Genomic DNA, 19,662 nt, shown 5'->3' on the forward strand with positions numbered 1-19,662 from the left:
CACGGTTCGGACCGGTTCGCCGCGGTGGGTGCTCTCCGGCGCCTCCCGCGGCGAACCTCCGACACCTACCGGCGGCTAGCGGTATCGGTGATGGCCCGCCCGAGCCAGCAAAGGCGTCAAAGCGTCGACGCCCACGGCGAAACCCCCGCGAGTGGCCGGTGCCCCGTCGCTGACGCAGAGCAGGCCTATGACCTCGCCGAGGTCATTGAGGAGCGGCGCCCCGGCCTGCTCCGGAGACGGCCGCAAGGTGGTCCTGACAAGGCGGAGTTGTCGTTCCGGAACATTTTCGAGGCTGTCGACGGCTGCAGACAGAAGCGAGCCGGACATATCGGAAACGTCCGGCGAGGCGGAGACGTTGACCACCGGCGCCCACACCGGGTCACCGAGACGGATGAGCGCGGGGTGGCCGAGGCGCAGGGAAGCCGGCGAGACGGGAGCGGAGAGTCGTAGGACTGCCACGAAGGCGGACTCCGGGCCGTGGGGAACGACCTCGGCGACAGTGGCCTCGAACCCTTCACCCCGAACGGTGATCCGGTCTGCGGACACGGGGTTTCGCAAGGTGGTGGCGACCAGCCCGTCGGCCAGGAGGAAGCCGCTCCTCCGGGTCCGGACGGCGTCCTTCCCGACGATGAGAACGCTCACCAGGGCCGACCTGATCTGGGGCGGACACTCGTCGGGACGTGCCGGAGGCAGGGGGCAGACCTGCAGGTGGCCGACGAAGCCGTGGAGCATTGCCCGATAGTTGTCGGAGCGAGTGCGGACGTCATCGGCTTCGGCGATGCAGTGGAGCAGGCGCTCCATGTCGTTCGCCTGATCGAGGCGTAGCGACAGCCCGTCGAGCACTGACAGCGCACCCGCGAAGTCGCCCTCGTCATGGCAGTCCCGGAAGCGGGTAAGTACGTCCTGGCGGCTGACGGCCGAGTGGATGAGCACGCTGTTCCAGGCCGCCAACCGGACTCGCAGGTCGGCGAGTTCGCCGTGGACGCGTTCCAGACGCGTGCCGAACTCCTCGGCAGCTCGCACCAATTCGACGGTTGGTCCCCCGTTCGAGAGTTCGTCGAAGAGGGCACGCACGGTCCCGCTCAGTCGGCGCAACGCACCGCGGGCCGCGACGAATTCGAGTTCCACCGGTCCGGCCTCGGTGTGCATCGCAGCGAGCGCTTCCTGGGTGGCCGGGTCCAGCAACTCCGGCGGAGTTCGGAACCTGTCCAGCCGGTGCCGGAACTCGTCCCACTCCACGCTGCCGTCACCGTCATCGACGGCGGCGAGCAGGCGACGGAGCCGCTCACGCACCTCGTCACGCTCTCGGCGCAGCCGCTCGCGTGTATCGAACTGCCGGAGGTGTTCCGCCATCCGGGCAACCTGGTCGGAGGTGAGCAGGGTGGCGTCGAGCACCTGGATCGACTTCCTGCGGCCGGTGTCGAGGTCGTGGGCCGTGACCTCCAGCACAGAACTGGCGTTCAAGTCGAACGACACCTCGATGCGGGGCTTGCCCTTTTCTGCGGGCCTGATCTCGTCGAGTTTGAACTCACCGATCTTGGTGTCGGGGCTGAGCACTCCGCTGAAGACCTCGATCAGGACGTTGGTCTGGTTGTCCTCTCCCGTGGTGAAGATCTGCGAACGGCTGGTGGGAATGTTGGAGTTGGGCCCGATCAGAACCTCGAGCCCGTCGTCCTCCGCCTGCCCGTGGGCCCTGATCCCCAGGGCGAACGGCGTCACGTCGACGATCAAAGTCTCGGGCAGCTTCTTGTCGAGTTGGGCAGCGTGCAGCGCGGCTCCGAGCGACACCGCGGTACGCGGATCGCCCGGCGCGGTCCTTGTCCGGCCGAAGGCCCGCTCGAAGACATCCGTCACGAGCGGGGCCAGCATGGGGCCGCCGATGAGGACGAGATGATCCGGCTTGTCGGAGAGGCTGCCACACTTCTCCACGCAGAACCGGCGCAGGGCGTCCAGGGGTTCGGCGACGATGTCGGCCAGCTGTTCCCGGGTCAGTGACACCCGCACGTCCTGGCCGTCGACGAAGGACCGGAGGTGGTGCTCGGCCTCCAGCCGTGTGGAGAGGGTGATCTTGATCTCCTCGGCGGCCGCCTCCAGACGCCGGCGGGCCGTGGCGGTCTGCGGCACCCGGAGGCCGAGATCCGCTATCTGCCGGGCGAGGGCTTGGCAGATCAGGGGGTCGAAATCCCGGCTCCCACAGGCGTTGTCCCCGATTACCTGCTCCACGTGGTAGATGCCGCCACCGATGTCCATCTCACTGACATCGAGAGTGCCCGCCCCAAGGTCGACGACGATCACCGAGTCCTCCAGCGCGCCCTGTCGCTGGAAGTTCACCGCGACACAGGCCGCGGTCGGCTCGTGAATCATCCGTACCAGTTCAACTCCCGCGATGGTGCAGGCGTCACGCGTCGCGCTGCGAGCCTTGCTGGGAAAGTTGGCCGGCACGGTGACGATCGCCCTGGGTCGTGGCACTCGGTAACTGTGCTGCTGCTCGGCCCAGTTGAGCCAATCGGGGACTACGTGGTCCAACTCGGCGCGGGCCAGTTCGGCGACGCGCTCCCGTACGTGGGCTGCGAGGAAGTTCTCCACCGTCTGGCGCGCATGGCGGACCAGGTGTGCGGCGACCTCCTCCGGACGATAGCTGTAACGACCTGAGAAAGCCCGATAGTTGGTTGCCGTTCCCATCTTGCGCTTGGTATCGCGGATCAGGGCCATTGCCTTGCGGGTCTGCATCTCCTCGATGGTCAGGCCGACCAGTTCAGCGCCCTCCGCGTCCACGCACAGGGTCGAGGGGAAGTGGGCCCGGCCCTTCCAGAGGCAGGCGACGGGTTGTTGGGCGGCGGTGTCATAGATGGCGGCGGCGCACTGCGAGGTGCCGAGGTCCAGCCCCCAGATGCGCGCGAACCGCTCGTCGGTCTCGCGGCGGGCCTGAGCGATCCAGACCGACACCCGGTCCTCGAACCCCCTGCGCGCGACGGCGTCCAGTGCGTCGAGCGCTTCGCGAATCCGGGCGACCAGCTCCGGTGCCAGGCCCGACCTGCCCACGAGGTCACGGAGTTCGGCAACGGCGCGGGTGCGGCTCCCCTTGCGTTCGACCGTCGCCAGGCAGAGCCGTACCAGTTCCTCGATCTCCCCGATGGCCCGCAACCACTCGGCGAACCGGGGGTCCTCCAGTGCCTCGGCGCCCAGCTTCCGGCGGAGACACCGCACGGCATCGGCCAGATTTTTCTCCCCGACCCAGAGAGCGATGGCCTCCTCCCATTCCTCCGCCTCCTCACGCAGTTGGGCGGCACGAGGCAGATCACCGCCGGCGGTGAGGGCGGCGGCCCGGGCGTTCTTCCCCCGGCCCGTCCGGTCGCCGTGCAGCACTCGGTCGGCCTCGCCGTACCGTGCGGCGCGCCGAAACAGCTCGTGGGCGTGGTAGACCTTGCCTGCGGCCTCCGCACAGCGTGCGGCCTCGGACAGTTCTCCGGCCGCTTCCTCGAAGTCGCTCCAGTCGACGAGGACTTTCGACCGATCGTTCTCGGCCGCGCCGCGCAGCCGCCGTTCGAAGTCGGTCCGGGCCTCCTTCAGCACGGCATCGCGGCGCGCCGTGATCTCCTCCCGGCAGGCCGTCACCGCCGGTGTCGCGTCCCCCAACCTCCGGACGGCCGCGGCCAGTTGCTGTGCCTGTCGCGCCGCGTCGGCGTACCTGCGCCGGGCGACCAGGTCACCGAGGGGAAGGAGACACGCGTCGACCAACCTGAGCAGGTGGTCGGGGTCGTCGTCCGGGCAGTTGGCGAGTGCCTCGAAGGGGCGGCCCAGCAGTTCATGGCATTCGCCGGCCTGCTTCAGCAAACCTCTGTCCTGGAAGTGCGGCAGTGCCTCGCGGTAGCGGCCCGCCCTGAACAGCAGGTCGCCGAGGCGTTGTTGCAGGTCGTGCGCCGCCACGTCGTCGCCCAGCGCACGGGCCAGGCCGAGGCCTTCGCGCAGTCCGCGCTCGTCGTGCAACGTCAAACAGCACTCGAGAGCCCGCCGTTGCTCCTCCCGAGTGCCGGCGAGTGCGGCGGCGTCGGCTCCCCGGCCGAGGAGGAGGTGGACGCTGAACATCCTGGGCAGGAGATCGTGCGGCAGTTCGCCGAGGAATCCGGCCCACAGCTGCGGATGATGCTCCAACGGCACCCGGGTCGCGTGCTGTTGGAGCGCCCAGCCCCACCCTTCACCTTCCAGAAGGCCCCATGCCCGCCAGTGCACGAAGTGCCGCACCAACGACTCCGCGTCGTAGCTCTCTGCGAGGTGCCGGATCAACACGTCCCGCGCGAGCTGTTGCAGGCTGGCCAGTCCTAGTCGGCCGGCCAGTTTGATCAGCACGGTCAGCGCGTCGTCGTCCCCGCGTGCGGCGAAGGAGGTCAGCCATGGTTCGTCCTGCGGTCGGAAGGCCCCCGCGTAATAGGCGTCGGGGATGCGCCGGTCGTAGGTGTCGAAGAGCCGGTCCGCTTCGGCGGGTGCATGACGCAGCGCAAGGCGGAGTGCCTGGCGGTAGTACCGTGCGGCCCGGTCGAATTCCGCGGCGCTCAACGTCGAGAAGTCCAGGGTGGCGGCCAGTCGGTCGGCGGCCCGGCGCCTTCGCCGCCCGCCGCCGCCCCGCAGCCAGTCGGCGAGCACTGCGGTACCCCGGGTCAGCGGGCCGGTCCGCCGGACGCGAGCGGGTGCCGGCGCCATCAGCGCCACCGGCTCCGGTTCATGGCGTCGTGGGACCGGAGCCTGGGCTTTTCCCGGGAAGCCGGGGAACGGGGGGAGTTCGTCGTCGCCTGGGAGCTCGGTGGTGGACGGGACGAAGCCGTCGAGCCACGCGAGTCTCATTGTCGGCGCCCCTGCCTCGGCCTCCCTGACCCCCTTGAGAAGCGCCTCGCGTGCCTCTTCCACAGCGAGGTCACGCAGGTCCACCGTCCGTACCAGGCCCAGCTCGGACGGCGGCTCATGGTCGTCCGTGCGCACCGGAATCACCTTGCTCACGAGTCCCTGTGCATCCGCCTGCTTGGCGGCCTGCCATTCTCTCTGTCCGTAGGCGGAACTCGCGTACTCGTCCGACATGACTGCCAGAATCCGGTCGGCTCTGGCCACTCCGTCCCACAGGTGGAATGCGCGGTACTCGCTCTCGGTGCTCGGACACGGCCGGAGCAATACGCGGCACGCGCGGCCCTCGGCCCTTCGCAGTTCCCATGCGATCCACTCGGCCCAGGAGCGGTCGCCAGGCGCATAGGAGACGCAATAGCTCGACCGATGCACTTCGTTGGCCAGGACCCGCAGCATGGCCATGGCGGCCTGTGCCGCGTTCCGTGCCGCGGTCTCCTGCGAACCGCCCGCGTCGGCCGCACTCTTGTTTCCGTCGGCCCGGTCGCTGATGCCTCGGATGACGAGGGCGGGCCGCCCGCCGGCGAGGTGTGCCGCGTGGGCGAGGCCGGCACCCTCCATCTCGATGGCCACAGCGTTGTTGTAGTACTTCCGCAGCCGCTGCCGGAGCGGGTCGTCGGCGGCGGCGTCGAGAACCACGTCGCCTGTCGCGACCGGCTCGAAGTGGAGGGTGTCCAGGCGCGAACCGAGCGCCAGGCGAGCGGCCTCAAGCAGTCCGTTGTCCGCCTGCCAACTTTCGGGCCGGGCCAACAACCCGTCCTCGGTCTGCCGACCGCCCTGGTAGGCGTGCACCCAGGTGGCGACCACGACGTGCCCGAGTGCCACATCGGGCTTGAGACTGCCGGCGATGCCGACGAACAGCATCGCTCGCGGCCGGAACATGCCCCCGGCTCGCTCTGCGATGACTGCGGCGCTGTCGTTGCCCCGGCCCACTGCGGCGATGACGATCCGCCAGGGCGTGCCTTTGAGGAATCCCTCTTCGAACAGGGTGCCGCTGTCGTGTCTGAAGATCCGGACGCAGACGAGTTCGGCCTTCACCGCCTCGTATTCCACCTGAAGTGCGGTGAGGATGACGATGGTGGCGTTGGTGTCTGGCATCGACCCGCATCCGAACGCGTAGGCACCGAGAACGAATTACCACGGTAGAGCACCGATTAACGCGTTGTGACCCGTAAGCGCGAAAATCGTCACATCGCATACAAGTGGAACGCATCGTCCGCGGAAAGGGCCCGCACGCGGCTCAGGCCCGGACGGCTTCGCGCCGCACGGTCTCCTGTCACCGGAGGCCGCCGCCCGGGGCCGCCGTCAGACCCGGCGCGTAGGTGCCGTCGCAGTCGGCGGTACGACGACCCCGCCGGCCTCGGTACGCCAGGCGTCGGCGAGTTCGGCGGGGAAACGCCGACCGCTGCGGGTGAGGACGACACCGGGGGCGAGTTCGACCTCGTCGCCCGGGCGGAAGGACCGGTCGGTCCCCGGCGGCAGGGTCTCCCACGGGCCGGGCACACCCTGGCGACCGGCCCTGCGCATCCGCGTCCCGTAGGTGCTGACGTCACGCACGAGGACCGCCCCGCCCCGCGCCGAGACCGTCACATGCCGACGGCTGACCTGGGCGGCGACCTCGGGCGACAGGAGACTGTGCAGAGCGATGCCCTCCGGTCCCGGCAGCCGTCCGACGTGCGCCTCGGAACCCTCGTCCGGGGTGTAACGGGCCACGCAGACACGGTCGATGACGACCTTGAGCTGGGCGGCGGCGGGCCTCGGCCCCTCGTCGGTCAACGGGGCGCCGTGCAGCTCGCAGGTGGGGACGCCGCGCCGCATGCGGGGCAGCAGGACGCGGTCGCCCCGGTGGACGTCGTAGAGCGTGCAACGGGGTTCCGGGCAGCGCCAGTTCCGCATGATGACCTGGGTCAGCGGGGTACGGGCCGGACCGAGCAGTCCCTGCTTCTTGAGGGCGGCGAGTTCCATGCGGTAGGAGATCTCGGCCTCCGTGCGCACGCCCATGTCCATGGGGACGACGGCGACCGAGCCGTCGGGGCGGGACTCGGGTCTGAGGAACTGCCTGGTGTTCCCCTGGATCCACGGGTGTTCGACGCGATGGTCGACGTACTGGTCGCCGGTGACGACCCGGGTGCCGGTCATCCGCGCCAGGTCCAGGATCCGCTCGTCGGCGTCGTCCACCTCCTCGACCAGCCCGCCGGCGACCCATCGGCGCAGTCGGCGGACCTCGGCCGGATCACCGAACTCCCGGTGCCCGCCCAGCAGACTGGTGTCGGCGACGAGGTAGACGGAGACATCCGGGTCCCCGGTGAGTTCCGTCAACGCCCGCAGAACGAGGCCCAGTCGGCGCAGCGAGCGCGGCCCCCGGGGGCCGATGGAGGTCTGGCGTACGACGTTGGAGAGTTCCAGCAGATAATCGGCGTCCTCCGCCGAAGGGACCAGATGGTGTTCCATGCACGCCTCACAGTCCGACGAGACCCGTCAACCGCTTTGATTTTTCCCGCACTTCACCGTTCTTCCTTGATCTCCTCGGATACTTCCGGATGACCGGGTTGCGCCGGTACGATCACTCGCCTGGCGAGGGGGGACGAACATCTTGAACAACGCTGGAAACGGTGGCCACTTGAGACCGCTGGGCCCCGACGACCCACGGGACGTGGCAGGTTACCGGCTGCTCGCCCGGATCGGCGAGGGCGGCATGGGGTCCGTCTACCTCTCGCGCACGCGCGGCAACCAGCCGGTCGCCCTCAAGGTGATCCGCCGGGAGTACGCCCGGGACGAGGAGTTCCGCCGCCGCTTCGAGCAGGAGGCGACCTCGGCCCGACGGGTACAGGGTTACCACATCGTCCCGGTCGTCGACCACGACACCACCGGCCCGCAACCCTGGCTCGCCACCGTCTATGTCCCCGGCCCCGCCCTGGACCGGGTGCTCGCCCTGCACGGGCCGCTCCCGCTGCCCACGGTGCTCCAGTTGACCGGCTGCGCGGCCGAGGCGCTGCACGCCGTACACAAGGCCGGTGTGATCCATCGGGACCTGAAGCCGAGCAACATCCTCATCGGCTCCGACGGCCCCTGGATCATCGACTTCGGCATCGCGCGGGCCGCCGACGCCACCCAGCTCACCCGCAGCGGCGGGCTGATCGGCACCCCGCAGTTCATGTCGCCGGAGCACGCGAACGGCCAGGAGCAGACCCCGGCCGCGGACGTCTTCTCGCTCGGCCTGATCGCCGCCGTGGCCGCGACCGGCCGACACCCCTACGGCGACTCCGGGGCCATCACGCTGGCCACGAAGATCGCCAATACCGAGTTCCGGCCGCCGGACCTGACGTCGTACCCAGAGCCTCTGCGCACGGTCCTGGAACGCACCCTGGCCGCCGACCCCGCCACCCGTCCCGCCCCTTCCGAACTGGCCGCCCTGTGCCAGGAGTTGACCGAGCACCCGTTGCGGGACTTCACCGACTGGCTACCTGCGCCGGTCGCGGCGGACATCGCCCGGCAGGAGCAACTCGCCCATGAGCAGGGGGAGTCGGAGGGCGCGGCGGGCCTCGCGAGTGCCGCCGCGGGTGCGACGACCGTGCCTCCGGGCGGCGGGCCTCACGGTGCCGTGGCACCCAACCCCTCGGCGTCCGGAGGGTACACGCCCACCCAGACGTCCGGACCCGATCAGCCGACGCAGCACGCCCCGGCGCGACCATCGCAGTCGCCGGCCTCCGGCCCCGCCGCACCGCCCCCACCCGGAACACCACCCCCGGCCGCGCCGGCCCGCAGCCGGACCCCGCTGACGATCGGCGCGGCGGCGCTGGCCGTGGTGGTCGTGGCCACGGCGGCCTGGGTCTTCACCCGCGACGACGACAAGGACACCGCCGCCCAAGGAAAGGGAAGCGGCGGACAGGCCGCCTCGTCGTCCCCCACCGGCACCTCCGCGTCGCCGACGAGCGCGACGGCGACCGCCTACACGGCGGTCTTCAAGGACAAGCCGCTCACCCTGCGCGCCCAGTTCACGACGGGCCGCAGCTCGTACACCAACGTCGACCTGGACTCACCACGGATCGACACGCACGCCTCCAGCTCGACGACCGGGGCCGAGCTGCAGTACGCGGAGTGGGGCACCGCCCACACGCTGAACTTCGTGACGACGACGGGAAAGAGCGCGGGTCCCACCCCCGAGGAGTGCGCCGAGGGTGCGGCGGCCAACGCGCTGCCCTCTCAACTCGCCGACGCCGACCAGGGAAAGGAACTGACCAAGGGCACGCTGCTGTGCACCGTCACCGACGAGAAGAACCTCGCGATGCTCGAAATCAAGGACGTCGTCGTCCAGAAGGACGCATCGGGTGTCAAGGCGCGTGACTACGTCACCGAGCTGACGCTCTGGAAGACGGGCTGACGGTCGGGTGGCGGCCTGACGGTCGAATCGGGCACCCGCGCGCGACGGCGCCCGGAACCAGCCGCCCGGGACCCGCGGCCCGTTTCCGCCGCTCGATTACCCTTCCGCCATGACCAGCAGCGGAAGCCGCCCACGTGATCACTCGGTGCAGTCCGTCGACCGGGCGGTGTCGATCCTCCAGGTGCTGGCGACGCGAGGTCCCAGTGGGGTGACCGAGATCGCCGAGGAACTGGGTATCCACAAGTCGACCGTGTTCCGGCTGCTGGCGACCCTGGAGTCACGGGGCCTGGTCGAGCAGGACAGCGAGCGCGGGCGGTACCGCATCGGGTACACGATGGTCGAACTGGCCGCCGGGGCGAGCAAGGTGAACGACCTGTCCCTGCTGAGCCGTCCCGTCTGCCAGGAACTGGCCGCCGCGGTGGGCGACACGGTGAACGTGGCGATCCACGACGGACACGACGTGATCACCATCGACCAGGCGATCGGCGCGGCGGCGATCAAGAGCGTCGACTGGGTCGGCCGGCGCGCCCCGCTGCACGCCACCGCCGCGGGCAAGCTCTTCCTGGCGCACATGGCCCCCGACCAGGTCGCGGAGATCTTCGCGAGGGGGGCGGAGAAGTACACCCCGCACACGATCGTCGACCCGACGACCCTCGCGGCGGCGCTGGAGACGGTCCGGGAGCGGGGCTACGCCACCACCAGCGAGGAGCACGAGATCGGACTGGCCGCCATCGCCGCCCCGATCCGCGCCCTGGACGGCAAGGTCATCGCGGCCGTGACCCTGTCCGGCCCGACCTTCCGCATCGACGAGGACACCGTGCCCGCTCTCGCGGAACAACTGCTGGCCGCCGCCGCGAAGATCTCCTGGCGCCGGGGCCACGTGAAACGCGGATGAGCGCCGCGCGCACGGCGAGTTAACACGGCGGGCTATTGACGGCCGGGGATTCCCAGCTCCACCATTTGTCTCGTATGGCGATGCTGTTCTGCATCGCGAAACAGACGCGCCACAGCATCCTCCGAGGAGCAGCCGTGCCCTCAGTCATCCTGGATCCCCTGCTCCAGCCCTTCCGGCTCAAGCACCTCACCCTGCGCAACCGCGTGGTCAGCACCTCCCACGAGCCGGCGTTCGGCGAGGACGGCCTGCCCAAGGACCGTTATCGGGCCTACCACGTGGAGAAGGCGCGGGGCGGGGTCGGTCTCACGATGATCGGCGGCTCGGCGGTCGTCTCGCCCGACAGCCCGCCGGCGTTCGGCAACCTGCTCCTGTACCGCGACGAGATCGTCCCGTGGCTGCGCCGGCTCGCCGACGACGTGCACGAGGCCGGGGCCGCCGTCATGTGCCAGGTCACCCATCTCGGCCGCCGTACCAGCAACTTCACCGGCGACTGGCTCCCGGTGGTGTCCGCCTCACCGCTGCGCGAACCCGCGCACCGTGCCTTCCCGAAGGCCGCCGAGCCCTGGGACCTGGACCGGATCGTCGCCGACTACGCCTCCGCGGCGGTCCGTTGCCGGGAGGGCGGTCTCGACGGCATCGAACTGGAGGCGTACGGCCACCTGTTGGACAGCTTCCTCTCCCCCGCGACCAACCACCGCGACGACGAGTGGGGCGGCGGCCTCGAGAAACGCATGGCGCTTCCGCGTCGGGTGATCCGGGCCGTCCGCGAAGCCGTCGGCCCGGACTTCGTCGTCGGGATCCGGATGTCGCTGGACGAGGCACGACCCGGCGGCCTCACCTTCGACGAGGCGATCACCGCCGCCCGGCAGTACGCCGCCGACGGCATCGACTTCATCAGCACCATCCACGGCTCCATCGAGCGGGACGCGTCGCTGGCGAAGGCCATCCCGTCCATCGGCACCCCGCTCGGCCCGTACCTGGAGTTCACCGGCGAGATCAAGCGACGCCTCCCCATACCCGTGATGCACGCGGCCCGCGTCGCCGACGTCGCCACCGCGCGGCACGCCCTGCGCGAGGGACTGCTCGACCTGGTCGGCATGACCCGTGCGCAGATCGCCGATCCGCACCTGGTCGCCAAGGTGCGGGCCGGCCAGGAGGACCGCATCCGGCCCTGCGTCGGGGCGAGTTACTGCCTCGACGCGATCTACGACTCCGGCGACACCAAGTGCGTCCACAACCCGTCCACCGGCCGCGAACTCCACCTGCCCCACCTGGTCCCCCGCACAACCGGCCATCGCAGGAAGGCAGTTGTCGTCGGAGCGGGACCGGCCGGGTTGGAAGCTGCGCGGGTGCTGGGCGAACGCGGCCACGACGTCGTCCTGTTCGAGGCGAGCGACCAGCCCGGCGGGCAGATCAGGCTCGCCGCGTCGAACCCGCGCCGGGCCGATCTGATCCAGATCATCGACTGGCGCCTCGCCGAGTGCAAACACCTCGGCGTCGGCCTGCGCCTGGGGACGTACGCCGAGACCAACGAGGTCCTCGCCGAACACCCCGACCTCGTGATCGTCGCCACCGGAGGCATGCCCAACCGCAGCTTCCTCACCGCCGGCGAGGACCTGGTGTCCGACACCTGGGACGTGATGACGGGCTCGCTACGGCGCCCGCGCGGCGAGATCCTGGTCTACGACGACCACGGCGGCTACCCGGCCATGGACGCCGTGGAGGTCCTCACCGCGTCGCCCGGCCTCCGGATCGAGTACGTCACCCCGGAGCGCGCCCTCGCCCCCGACGTCGGCAGCATGAACTCCCCCGCCTACCTACGGGCGTTCACCACGCACGACGTCACCATCACGCTCGCCCGGCGGCTGCGCTCCGTGCGCCGCACCGGGGACGGACGGCTGGCCGCGACCCTCTACAGCGAGTACACCGAGGCCGAGACCGAGCGGATCGTGGACCACGTGGTCGTGGAGCACGGGACCTTGCCGGCGGACGAGCTGTACGTCGAACTCCTCCCCGGATCCAGCAACTTGGGCGAGGTCGACCACCGCGCCCTGCTGGCCGACGAGCGGCAGTCCGTGGTCCGCAACGAGGCGGGCCGCTACCAGCTCTTCCGCGTCGGCGACGCCGTCGCCTCCCGCAACATCCACGCCGCGATCCATGACGCGCTGCGGCTGTGCCTGCCGGTCTGAGCGTCACCCCCGTCCGCACGTCAACTCCCCAGTCGTACCGGAGAGATGAGATGAAGCAAGCGACCTCCGACGTCGGCGACCTCGTCGCCCGACGTCCCGCGGGCCAGAGCCTCGAAGCCCCGTTCTACGTCGGCGAGGAGTTCTTCGACCTCGACATCGAGGCCGTCTTCGCCCGGAGTTGGCTGTTCGTGGCCGCCGAGGCGGAGCTTCCCGAGCCCGGCGACTACGTGACGGTCGACCTCGGGTCGTACTCGGTCATCGTCGTGCGCGACGACGACGAGGACGTCCGGGCCTTCCACAACGTCTGCCGCCACCGCGGGGCACGCATCCTCAACGAGGAGCGCGGCTCAGTGGGCAACATCGTCTGCGGGTACCACCGCTGGACGTACGGCGTGGACGGCAAGCTGCTGTACGCCGAGTCCCAGGCGCCCGGCTTCGACCCGTCCTACTTCGGGCTGCGGTCCGTGCACGCGCGCACGGTGGCCGGGCTGGTCTTCGTCTGCCTCGCCCAGGAGCCGCCGGAGGACTTCGACGAGGTCGCCGCCCGCATCGAGCCGTACCTCGCACCGCACCGGCTGGCCGAGGCGAAGGTCGCCACACAGATCGACCTGGTCGAGAACGGCAACTGGAAGCTGACCATGGAGAACAACCGGGAGTGCTACCACTGCGTCGGCCATCCCGAGCTCCAGGCCTGCTACTTCCCCATCTACGGCTACCAGGAGAAGGACATCCCGCCCGCGCTGCGCCCCGCCTACGAGCGCTTCCTCGTGGCCGACGCCGAGGCCCGCACCGCCTACGACTCGCTGGGCCTGCCGTACGCCGAGATCGAGGAACTGGACACCCGGCCCACCGGTTTCCGCATCCAGCGCGAACCCCTCGACCTGGCCGGGGAGTCGTACACCCCGGACGGCACGGCCGCGTGCAAACGCCTGCTGGCGGACTTCCCCACAGCCCGCCTGGGCCGGCTGTCCATGCACGTCCAGCCCAACTCCTGGTTCCACTTCATGGCCGACCACGCGATCACGTTCTCCGTGATCCCGCTCGGCCCGGACCGCACCCTCGTCCGCACCACCTGGCTCGTGCACGCCGACGCCGTCGAGGGGATCGACTACGACCTCGACACCCTCACCAAGGTGTGGCAGGCCACGAACGACCAGGACGCGGTGCTGGTCGCCCGCGCCCACCGGGGCATCAGCAGCCCGGCCTACCTGCCGGGCCCGTACGGTCCGACGGAGGAGCAGGTCGAGGCGTTCGTCAACTGGTACGTGACCAGGCTCAAGGCCCACCTGGAGCGCCGGCCGTGAGCGAGACGGAAGAGCTGCTCGTGTGCCGTCAGGTGCACCCGCTCACGCACGACGTGTCCACGTTCGTGTTCGAGTACGCCGAACCCAGGCCGTTCCGGCACGACCCGGGCCAGTTCCTGACACTGACCCTCGACATCGACGGCCGGCCGGTGCAGCGCTGCTACACCATCTCCTCACCGCCCACCCGCCCCTTCCTGCTCTCGATCACGGTGAAGCGCGTACCGGGCGGGCTCGCGTCGAACTGGCTGCACGACCACCTCGGGCCGGGCGACACCGTACGGGCGCACGGACCGCTCGGCGACTTCTCCACGGCCCAGCATCCGGCACCCAAGTACCTTTTCCTCTCCGGGGGCGTCGGTGTGACGCCGTCGATGGCGATGACCAGGACGCTGTACGACCTCGCGGACCCCGCCGACGTCGTGTTCGTACACAGCGCGCGCACCCCGGCGGACATCGTCTTCCGCCATGAACTCGACCTCATCGCCGCGACCGCGCCCAACATCCGGATCGTCCACATCTGCGAGGAGGACCGCCCGTACGCCCCCTGGGGCGGACACCGCGGCCGGCTCACGTTCGAGACACTCCGGCAGATCGCGCCGGACTTCCTCGAACGGGAAGTCTTCACCTGCGGCCCCGCCCCCTACATGGCCGCGGTACGGCGGATGCTGTCGGAGGCGGGCCTCGACATGGACCGCTACCACGAGGAGAGCTTCACCTTCGGGACACCGACCGGGCAGGCCGACAGCTCGTCCGTCGCCGCCGCGGACACCGGTTTCAAGGTCGAGTTCGTGCGGAGCGGACGCACCGTGGAGTGCGACTCCGACACCTCGCTCCTCGCCGCCGCGTCCAGGGCAGGCCTCAGCCTTCCGGCCTCGTGCGCGCAGGGCATGTGCGGTACCTGCAAGACGACGCTGCTCTCCGGCTCCGTCGACATGCGGCACAACGGGGGCATCCGGCCGCGCGAGATCGACCGGAACAAGATCCTGCTCTGCTGCTCGAAGCCGTTGGAGGACGTCGTGATCGACGCGTGAGGACAGTCCCGCCGAGCCCGGTCAGCGGACCTGCCGGCCGAACGCCTCGTACGCCGCCTCGTCGAAGAGCACGAACGTGACCTCCTCGACCGATGTCTCCGCCGCCCGCACGGTTTCTACGGCGATCCGCGCCGCGTCGTCCATCGGCCAGCCGTAGATCCCGGCGGAGACGGCGGGGAACGCGACCGTGCGGGCGCCGAGTTCGTCGGCGACGCGCAGCGACTCGCGGTAGCAGGAGGCGAGTTGGGCCGAGCGGTCCTCCTCGCGGGAGTGGACGGGGCCCACGGTGTGGATCACCCACTGGGCGTCGAGTTCGCCCGCCGTCGTCGCGACCGCCTGGCCGGTGCGCAGGCCCTTGCCGTAGTGCGAGGCGCGGAGTTTGCGGCAGGCCTCCAGGATCGCGGGGCCGCCCCGGCGGTGGATCGCGCCGTCGACTCCTCCGCCGCCCAGGAGGGAGGAGTTGGCCGCGTTGACGATCGCGTCGGCGGTCTGACGGGTGATGTCGCCCTGGACGAGCTTGATGGTGATGTTGTTGGGAGTCATGACTGCCGCAGCCTGCGCCAGACGGCCTTCGCCGCGTTGTGTCCCGACATGCCGTGCACGCCGGGTCCCGGCGGGGTTGCCGAGGAGCAGATGAAGACGGCCGGGTGCGGGGTGCCGTAGGGGGAGAGGGAGAGTTTGGGGCGCAGCAGGATCTGGAGACCGGAGACCGCGCCGGTGCCGATGTCGCCGCCCACGTAGTTGGCGTTGCGGGCGGCGAGCTCGGGCGGACCGGCGGTCGCGCGGGCGAGGACGCGGTCGCGGAAACCCGGGGCGAAGCGCTCCAGTTGGCGTTCCAGGGCGTCCGTGAGGTCGCCGGTCCAGCCGCTGGGGACATGGCCGTAGGCCCAGAAGACCTGCTTGCCGGCCGGTGCCCGGGTGGGGTCGACGACGCTGGGCTGCACGGTGATCATGAACGGCCGGTCGGGGGCGCGGTTCTCGCGGGACGCGGCGCGCAGGGCGTTGCCGATCTCCGTGCTGTCGGCGCCGATCTGTACGGTGCCGGCGGTGCGCGCCTCCTTGGCGGTCCAGGGCACCGGGCCGTCCAGCGCGTAGTCGATCTTGAAGACACCGGGGCCGTAGCGGAAGCTCTCGTAGTGGTTGCCGAAGCCCGCGATCCTCGCCAGGGCGGTGGGTGAGGTGTCGAAGACGTAGGCGCGGGCCGGGGGGAGGTCGTCGAGGCGCTTGACTTCGTAGTCGGTGTGGATCTCGCCGCCGAGGTCCTTCAGGTAGGCGGCCAGGGAGTCCGAGATGGACTGGGAGCCGCCGCGGGCCACCGGCCAGCCGCGCGCGTGTGCCGCGAGGGCGAAGACCAGGCCGATGGCGCCGGTGGCGAAGCCGCCCAGCGGAGCCATGACGTGGCCGACCAGTCCGGCGAACAAGGTCTTGGCGCGCTCGTCCCGGAAGCGGCCGGTCAGCCAGGTCGACGGGGGCAGTCCGGCCAGGCCGAAGCGGGCGAGGGTGACCGGGTCGCGGGGCAGCGAGGTGGACGGCAGGGACATGAAGTCGCGGACCAGGGTGTCCCACTTGGGGAGGAAGGGCTCGACCAGCCTCCGGTACGTCCCCGCGTCACGCGGTCCGAAGGAGGCGGCCGTCTCCGCGACGGAACGCGACAGCACGGCCGCGCTGCCGTCCGTGAACGGGTGCGCCATGGGCAGCTCGGCGTGCAGCCACTCCAGGCCGTATTGCTCCAAGGGCAGGGCGCGGAACGCGGGTGAGTTGATTCCGAGAGGGTGCGCCGCGGCGCAGGGGTCGTGCCGGAAGCCGGGGAGGGTGAGTTCCTCGGTGCGGGCGCCGCCGCCGACGGTGTCCCGGGCCTCGAACACGGCCACAGAGAAGCCGCGCCGGGCCAGCTCCACGGCAGCCGTCAGTCCGTTCGGCCCCGCACCCACTACGACCGCATCGAGCATCGACGGCACCTTCGGACCCCTTCGTCAGCCGATGGCCACTCGGGGTCAGGATATGCCGCGGGACCGACATCCCCGGGGCCGGTCCGTCCAGTGTGCGGAACCCGTGACCCTACGACGCCCTCAGCAGCTCGTGCACCCGCCGGGCCGTCGCCGCGTCCCGGGCCGCCGTGAACGGCAGTGCGTTGCCGCCCGTGATGCGGAAGGGCTCTCCGGTGAGCGTGAGGTGGGCGCCGCCCGCCTCCTCGACGAGGAGCAGGCCCGCCGCGTGGTCCCAGGCGGCCTCCCAGGAGAAGGCCGTGGCGTCCAACTCGCCCCGGGCGATGGCGAGATACTCAAGGCCGGCCGAGCCGCACGGGCGCGTGCGCACTCCGTCCGCCCAGAGGCCGAGCAGGGAGCGCTTCTGGGCGTCCGTCGTGTAGTCCGGGTGGGAGGTGGCCACTTCGAGGTCCCGGCCGGGGTCCGGGGCTCCGGAGCGCAGCCGGACGCCGTCGAGGAAGGCGCCGCCGCCCTTCACCGCCGTGGCCAGTTGGTCGCGGGCGGGGGCGTAGGTCCAGGACGCGAGCAGTTCGCCCTGGCGGGCGAGTGCGACCAGCGTGCAGAAGCCGGTCTCGCCGCGCACGAACTGGCGGGTCCCGTCGACCGGGTCGACTATCCAGACCGGGGCGTCGCCCTGGAGCGCCTCGTACGTCTCCGGGTCGGCGTGCACCGCTTCCTCGCCGACCACGACCGAGCCGGGCAGGAGGGCGCCGAGCACCTGCGTGAGGTGCCGCTCGGCGTTGCGGTCGGCGTCCGTGACCAGGTCGTGCGGGCCGCTCTTCTGGTCTATCTCGTGCGCGGCGAGCTGCCGGAAGCGGGGCATGATCTCGGCCGCCGCCGCCTTGCGTATCGCGTCCTCGACGTCGGCCGTGTGCTGTACGAGAAACTCGTCGATGGTTTCGGTGTCTTCGATCATGTCTCCATAAGAGCACGGGCCACTGACAATCCCCACCCGCCCGGTGCACTCCGGGTGGAATCACCATGAACACCCGGATTCACGAGCCCCGTCCGCATCACCGGGCACAGCGGTGTCCGCGTCAGCGTCCGACGGCGTACCCCTGCATGCCCCGTGGGTTCGCCGCCGCCGAGAGGATCCCGGCCGCCGGGTCCCGGGCGACCGCGCACAGCCGTCCCTCCGACCAGGCGTCCCCGACGGTCACGTCGTGGCCGCGCCGGCGCAGTTCCTCGACCACTGTCGCGTCCATGCGCGACTCGACGGTCACGCTGCCCGGTCGCATGCCGCGCGGGTAGAAGGAGCCGGGGAAGCTGTCGTTGTGCCAGTTCGGGGCGTCGATCGCGCCCTGGAGGTCGAGACCGCCGCGCGCCTTCGCGCGCGTGGCGACCGCCAGGAAGAAGTGCAGCTGCCACTGGTCCTGCTGGTCCCCTCCAGGTGTCCCGAAGGCCAGCACCGGTACTCCGTCGCGCAGGGCGATCGACGGGGTGAGCGTGGTGCGCGGACGGCGGCCCGGGGCAAGGGAGTTGGGCAGCCCCGGCTCCAGCCAGGCCATCTGCAACCGGGTGCCCAGGGGGAAGCCCAGCTCGGGCACCACCGGGTTGGACTGGAGCCAGCCGCCGCTCGGCGTGGCCGCGATCATGTTGCCCCAGCGGTCGACGACGTCCAGGTGGCAGGTGTCGCCCCGGGTACCGCCGTCGGCCGCGACCCGCGCGACGGTCGGCTCCCCCGCCCCCATCGGATCGAACCCGGACTCCGCGGGCGCCACCACGCGCGCGTGCCCGCTCAGCCGCGGAACGCGCCCTCCGGGACTGCCGGGCCGCAGCTCGTACGACGCCTTGTCGCCGATCAGCTGCCGCCGCTCCGCGTTGTAGTCCGCCGAGAGCAACTCCCTCAGCGGTACGGCCTCTTCGCCCGCGTCCCCGTACCAGGCCTCCCGGTCGGCCATCGCGAGCTTGCAGCCCTCGATCAGGAGGTGGACGTAGTCGGCCGACCCGTAGGCGGGCAACTCGGGCGGGAGGAGGGCGAGTTGCTGGAGGAAGGCCGGGCCCTGGCTCCAGGGGCCGGCCTTGCAGAGGGTCCAGCCGTTCCAGTCGTACGTCGCCGGGGCCTCGTAGGACGCGGACCAGGAGGCGAGGTCGGCGGCTGTGAGGGTGCCGGTGTGGCGCTCGCCGCTGGTGTCCATGGTGGGCCGCCCGGACTGGCGTACCAGGGCCTCGGCGATGAACCCGGACCGCCACACCTCCCGGGCCGCCTCGATCTCTGCCTCCCGGTCCCCCACCCCGGAGACCTCGGCGAGGAGTCGCTTCCAGGTGGCGGCGAGGGCGGGGTTGCGGAACAGCTCGCCGGGGCGGGGCGCCTTCCCGCCGGGGAGGTACACCTCCGCCGACGAGGTCCACTCGGTCTCGAAGAGCCGTCGTACGGTCTCGACGGTCGCGCCGACGTTCTCCACGCACGCGTGCCCGTCCTCGGCGTACCCGATGGCGTACTTCAGGACGTCGGCCAGGGACTTCGTGCCGTGGTCGCGGAGCAGCAGCATCCACGCGTCGAAGGCACCGGGGACGGCCGCGGCGAGGGGGCCCGTGCCGGGTACGAGATCCAGACCGAGTCCCCTGTAGTGGTCGATCGTGGCTCCGGCGGGGGCGACGCCCTGTCCGCACAGCACGCGCACCTCGCCGCCCGCCGGGGCGAGCAGGACGGGCACCTCGCCGGCCGGGCCGTTGAGGTGCGGCTCGACGACGTGCAGGACGAAGGCCCCGGCGACGGCGGCGTCGTAGGCGTTGCCGCCGTCCTCCAGGACGGCCATCGCGGACTGCGAGGCGAGCCAGTGGGTGGAGGACACCATGCCGAAGGTGCCCTGGAGGGTGGGGCGGGTGGTGAAGGACATGTCTCACCTCTGCGGTCGCGCGCGTAGGCCGGGGCTCGGCTCCGGTCGTCCTGATCGATCAGCAGAGTATCGACCGGGGGCGTGCACCCTTCGGCGCGCGCTGGGCCGAAGGGCCACAGGGGCGACCGGCTGCGGGCTGCGGGCTGC

The 19,662-nt window shown here is 70.8% G+C and carries 11 protein-coding genes; 5 read left to right on the forward strand and 6 right to left on the reverse strand.

All coding sequences use genetic code 11. The annotated features are described in order from the left end of the window. Positions 1-75 precede the first annotated feature (75 nt). Positions 76-5,988 (reverse strand): Hsp70 family protein, encoded by a 5,913-nt coding sequence (locus tag ACQHII_RS09810; RefSeq protein ID WP_427918915.1) that lies wholly within the window; start codon positions 5,986-5,988, stop codon positions 76-78. A 207-nt stretch (positions 5,989-6,195) separates the two neighbouring features. Further along, entirely contained in the window at positions 6,196-7,341 is a 1,146-nt protein-coding gene (locus tag ACQHII_RS09815; protein ID WP_427918916.1) for an FHA domain-containing protein, read from the reverse strand. Positions 7,342-7,543: 202 nt separating this feature from the next. On the opposite strand from ACQHII_RS09815, the gene ACQHII_RS09820 reads away from it, so the two are divergent. The 5 genes from ACQHII_RS09820 (at position 7,544) to ACQHII_RS09840 (ending at position 14,690) form a co-directional block, all read left to right on the forward strand. After that, complete coding sequence (locus ACQHII_RS09820; protein WP_427925270.1) at positions 7,544-9,271, forward strand: serine/threonine-protein kinase; 1,728 nt, start codon at positions 7,544-7,546, stop codon at positions 9,269-9,271. Between the two features lie 109 nt (positions 9,272-9,380). Next, entirely contained in the window at positions 9,381-10,166 is a 786-nt protein-coding gene (locus ACQHII_RS09825; RefSeq protein WP_427918917.1) for an IclR family transcriptional regulator, read from the forward strand. A gap of 134 nt (positions 10,167-10,300) precedes the next feature. Continuing rightward, on the forward strand, positions 10,301-12,355 hold the full coding sequence (locus ACQHII_RS09830; RefSeq protein WP_427918918.1) for an FAD-dependent oxidoreductase: 2,055 nt from the start codon (positions 10,301-10,303) through the stop codon (positions 12,353-12,355). Positions 12,356-12,405: 50 nt separating this feature from the next. Then, on the forward strand, positions 12,406-13,659 hold the full coding sequence (locus ACQHII_RS09835) for an aromatic ring-hydroxylating oxygenase subunit alpha (RefSeq protein WP_427918919.1): 1,254 nt from the start codon (positions 12,406-12,408) through the stop codon (positions 13,657-13,659). Continuing rightward, complete coding sequence (locus ACQHII_RS09840) at positions 13,656-14,690, forward strand: 2Fe-2S iron-sulfur cluster-binding protein (protein ID WP_427918920.1); 1,035 nt, start codon at positions 13,656-13,658, stop codon at positions 14,688-14,690. The genes ACQHII_RS09835 and ACQHII_RS09840 overlap by 4 nt, the downstream gene beginning before the upstream one ends. 21 nt (positions 14,691-14,711) lie before the next feature. On the opposite strand, the gene ACQHII_RS09845 is transcribed toward ACQHII_RS09840, so the two are convergent. From ACQHII_RS09845 to ACQHII_RS09860, 4 genes are all read right to left on the reverse strand, one after another. Continuing rightward, positions 14,712-15,233 (reverse strand): O-acetyl-ADP-ribose deacetylase, encoded by a 522-nt coding sequence (locus tag ACQHII_RS09845; RefSeq protein ID WP_427918921.1) that lies wholly within the window; start codon positions 15,231-15,233, stop codon positions 14,712-14,714. Next, entirely contained in the window at positions 15,230-16,639 is a 1,410-nt protein-coding gene (locus ACQHII_RS09850) for a phytoene desaturase family protein (RefSeq protein WP_427918922.1), read from the reverse strand. Before ACQHII_RS09850 ends, ACQHII_RS09845 begins: the two co-directional genes overlap by 4 nt. A gap of 109 nt (positions 16,640-16,748) precedes the next feature. After that, complete coding sequence (locus ACQHII_RS09855) at positions 16,749-17,591, reverse strand: inositol monophosphatase family protein (RefSeq protein WP_427918923.1); 843 nt, start codon at positions 17,589-17,591, stop codon at positions 16,749-16,751. 121 nt (positions 17,592-17,712) lie between these two features. Beyond that, positions 17,713-19,515 (reverse strand): gamma-glutamyltransferase family protein, encoded by a 1,803-nt coding sequence (locus ACQHII_RS09860; protein WP_427918924.1) that lies wholly within the window; start codon positions 19,513-19,515, stop codon positions 17,713-17,715. Between the last annotated feature and the right edge of the window lie 147 nt (positions 19,516-19,662).

The organism is Streptomyces sp. cg40 (assembly GCF_050320165.1).
GTDB classification, from domain to species: Bacteria; Actinomycetota; Actinomycetes; order Streptomycetales; family Streptomycetaceae; genus Streptomyces; species Streptomyces hokutonensis.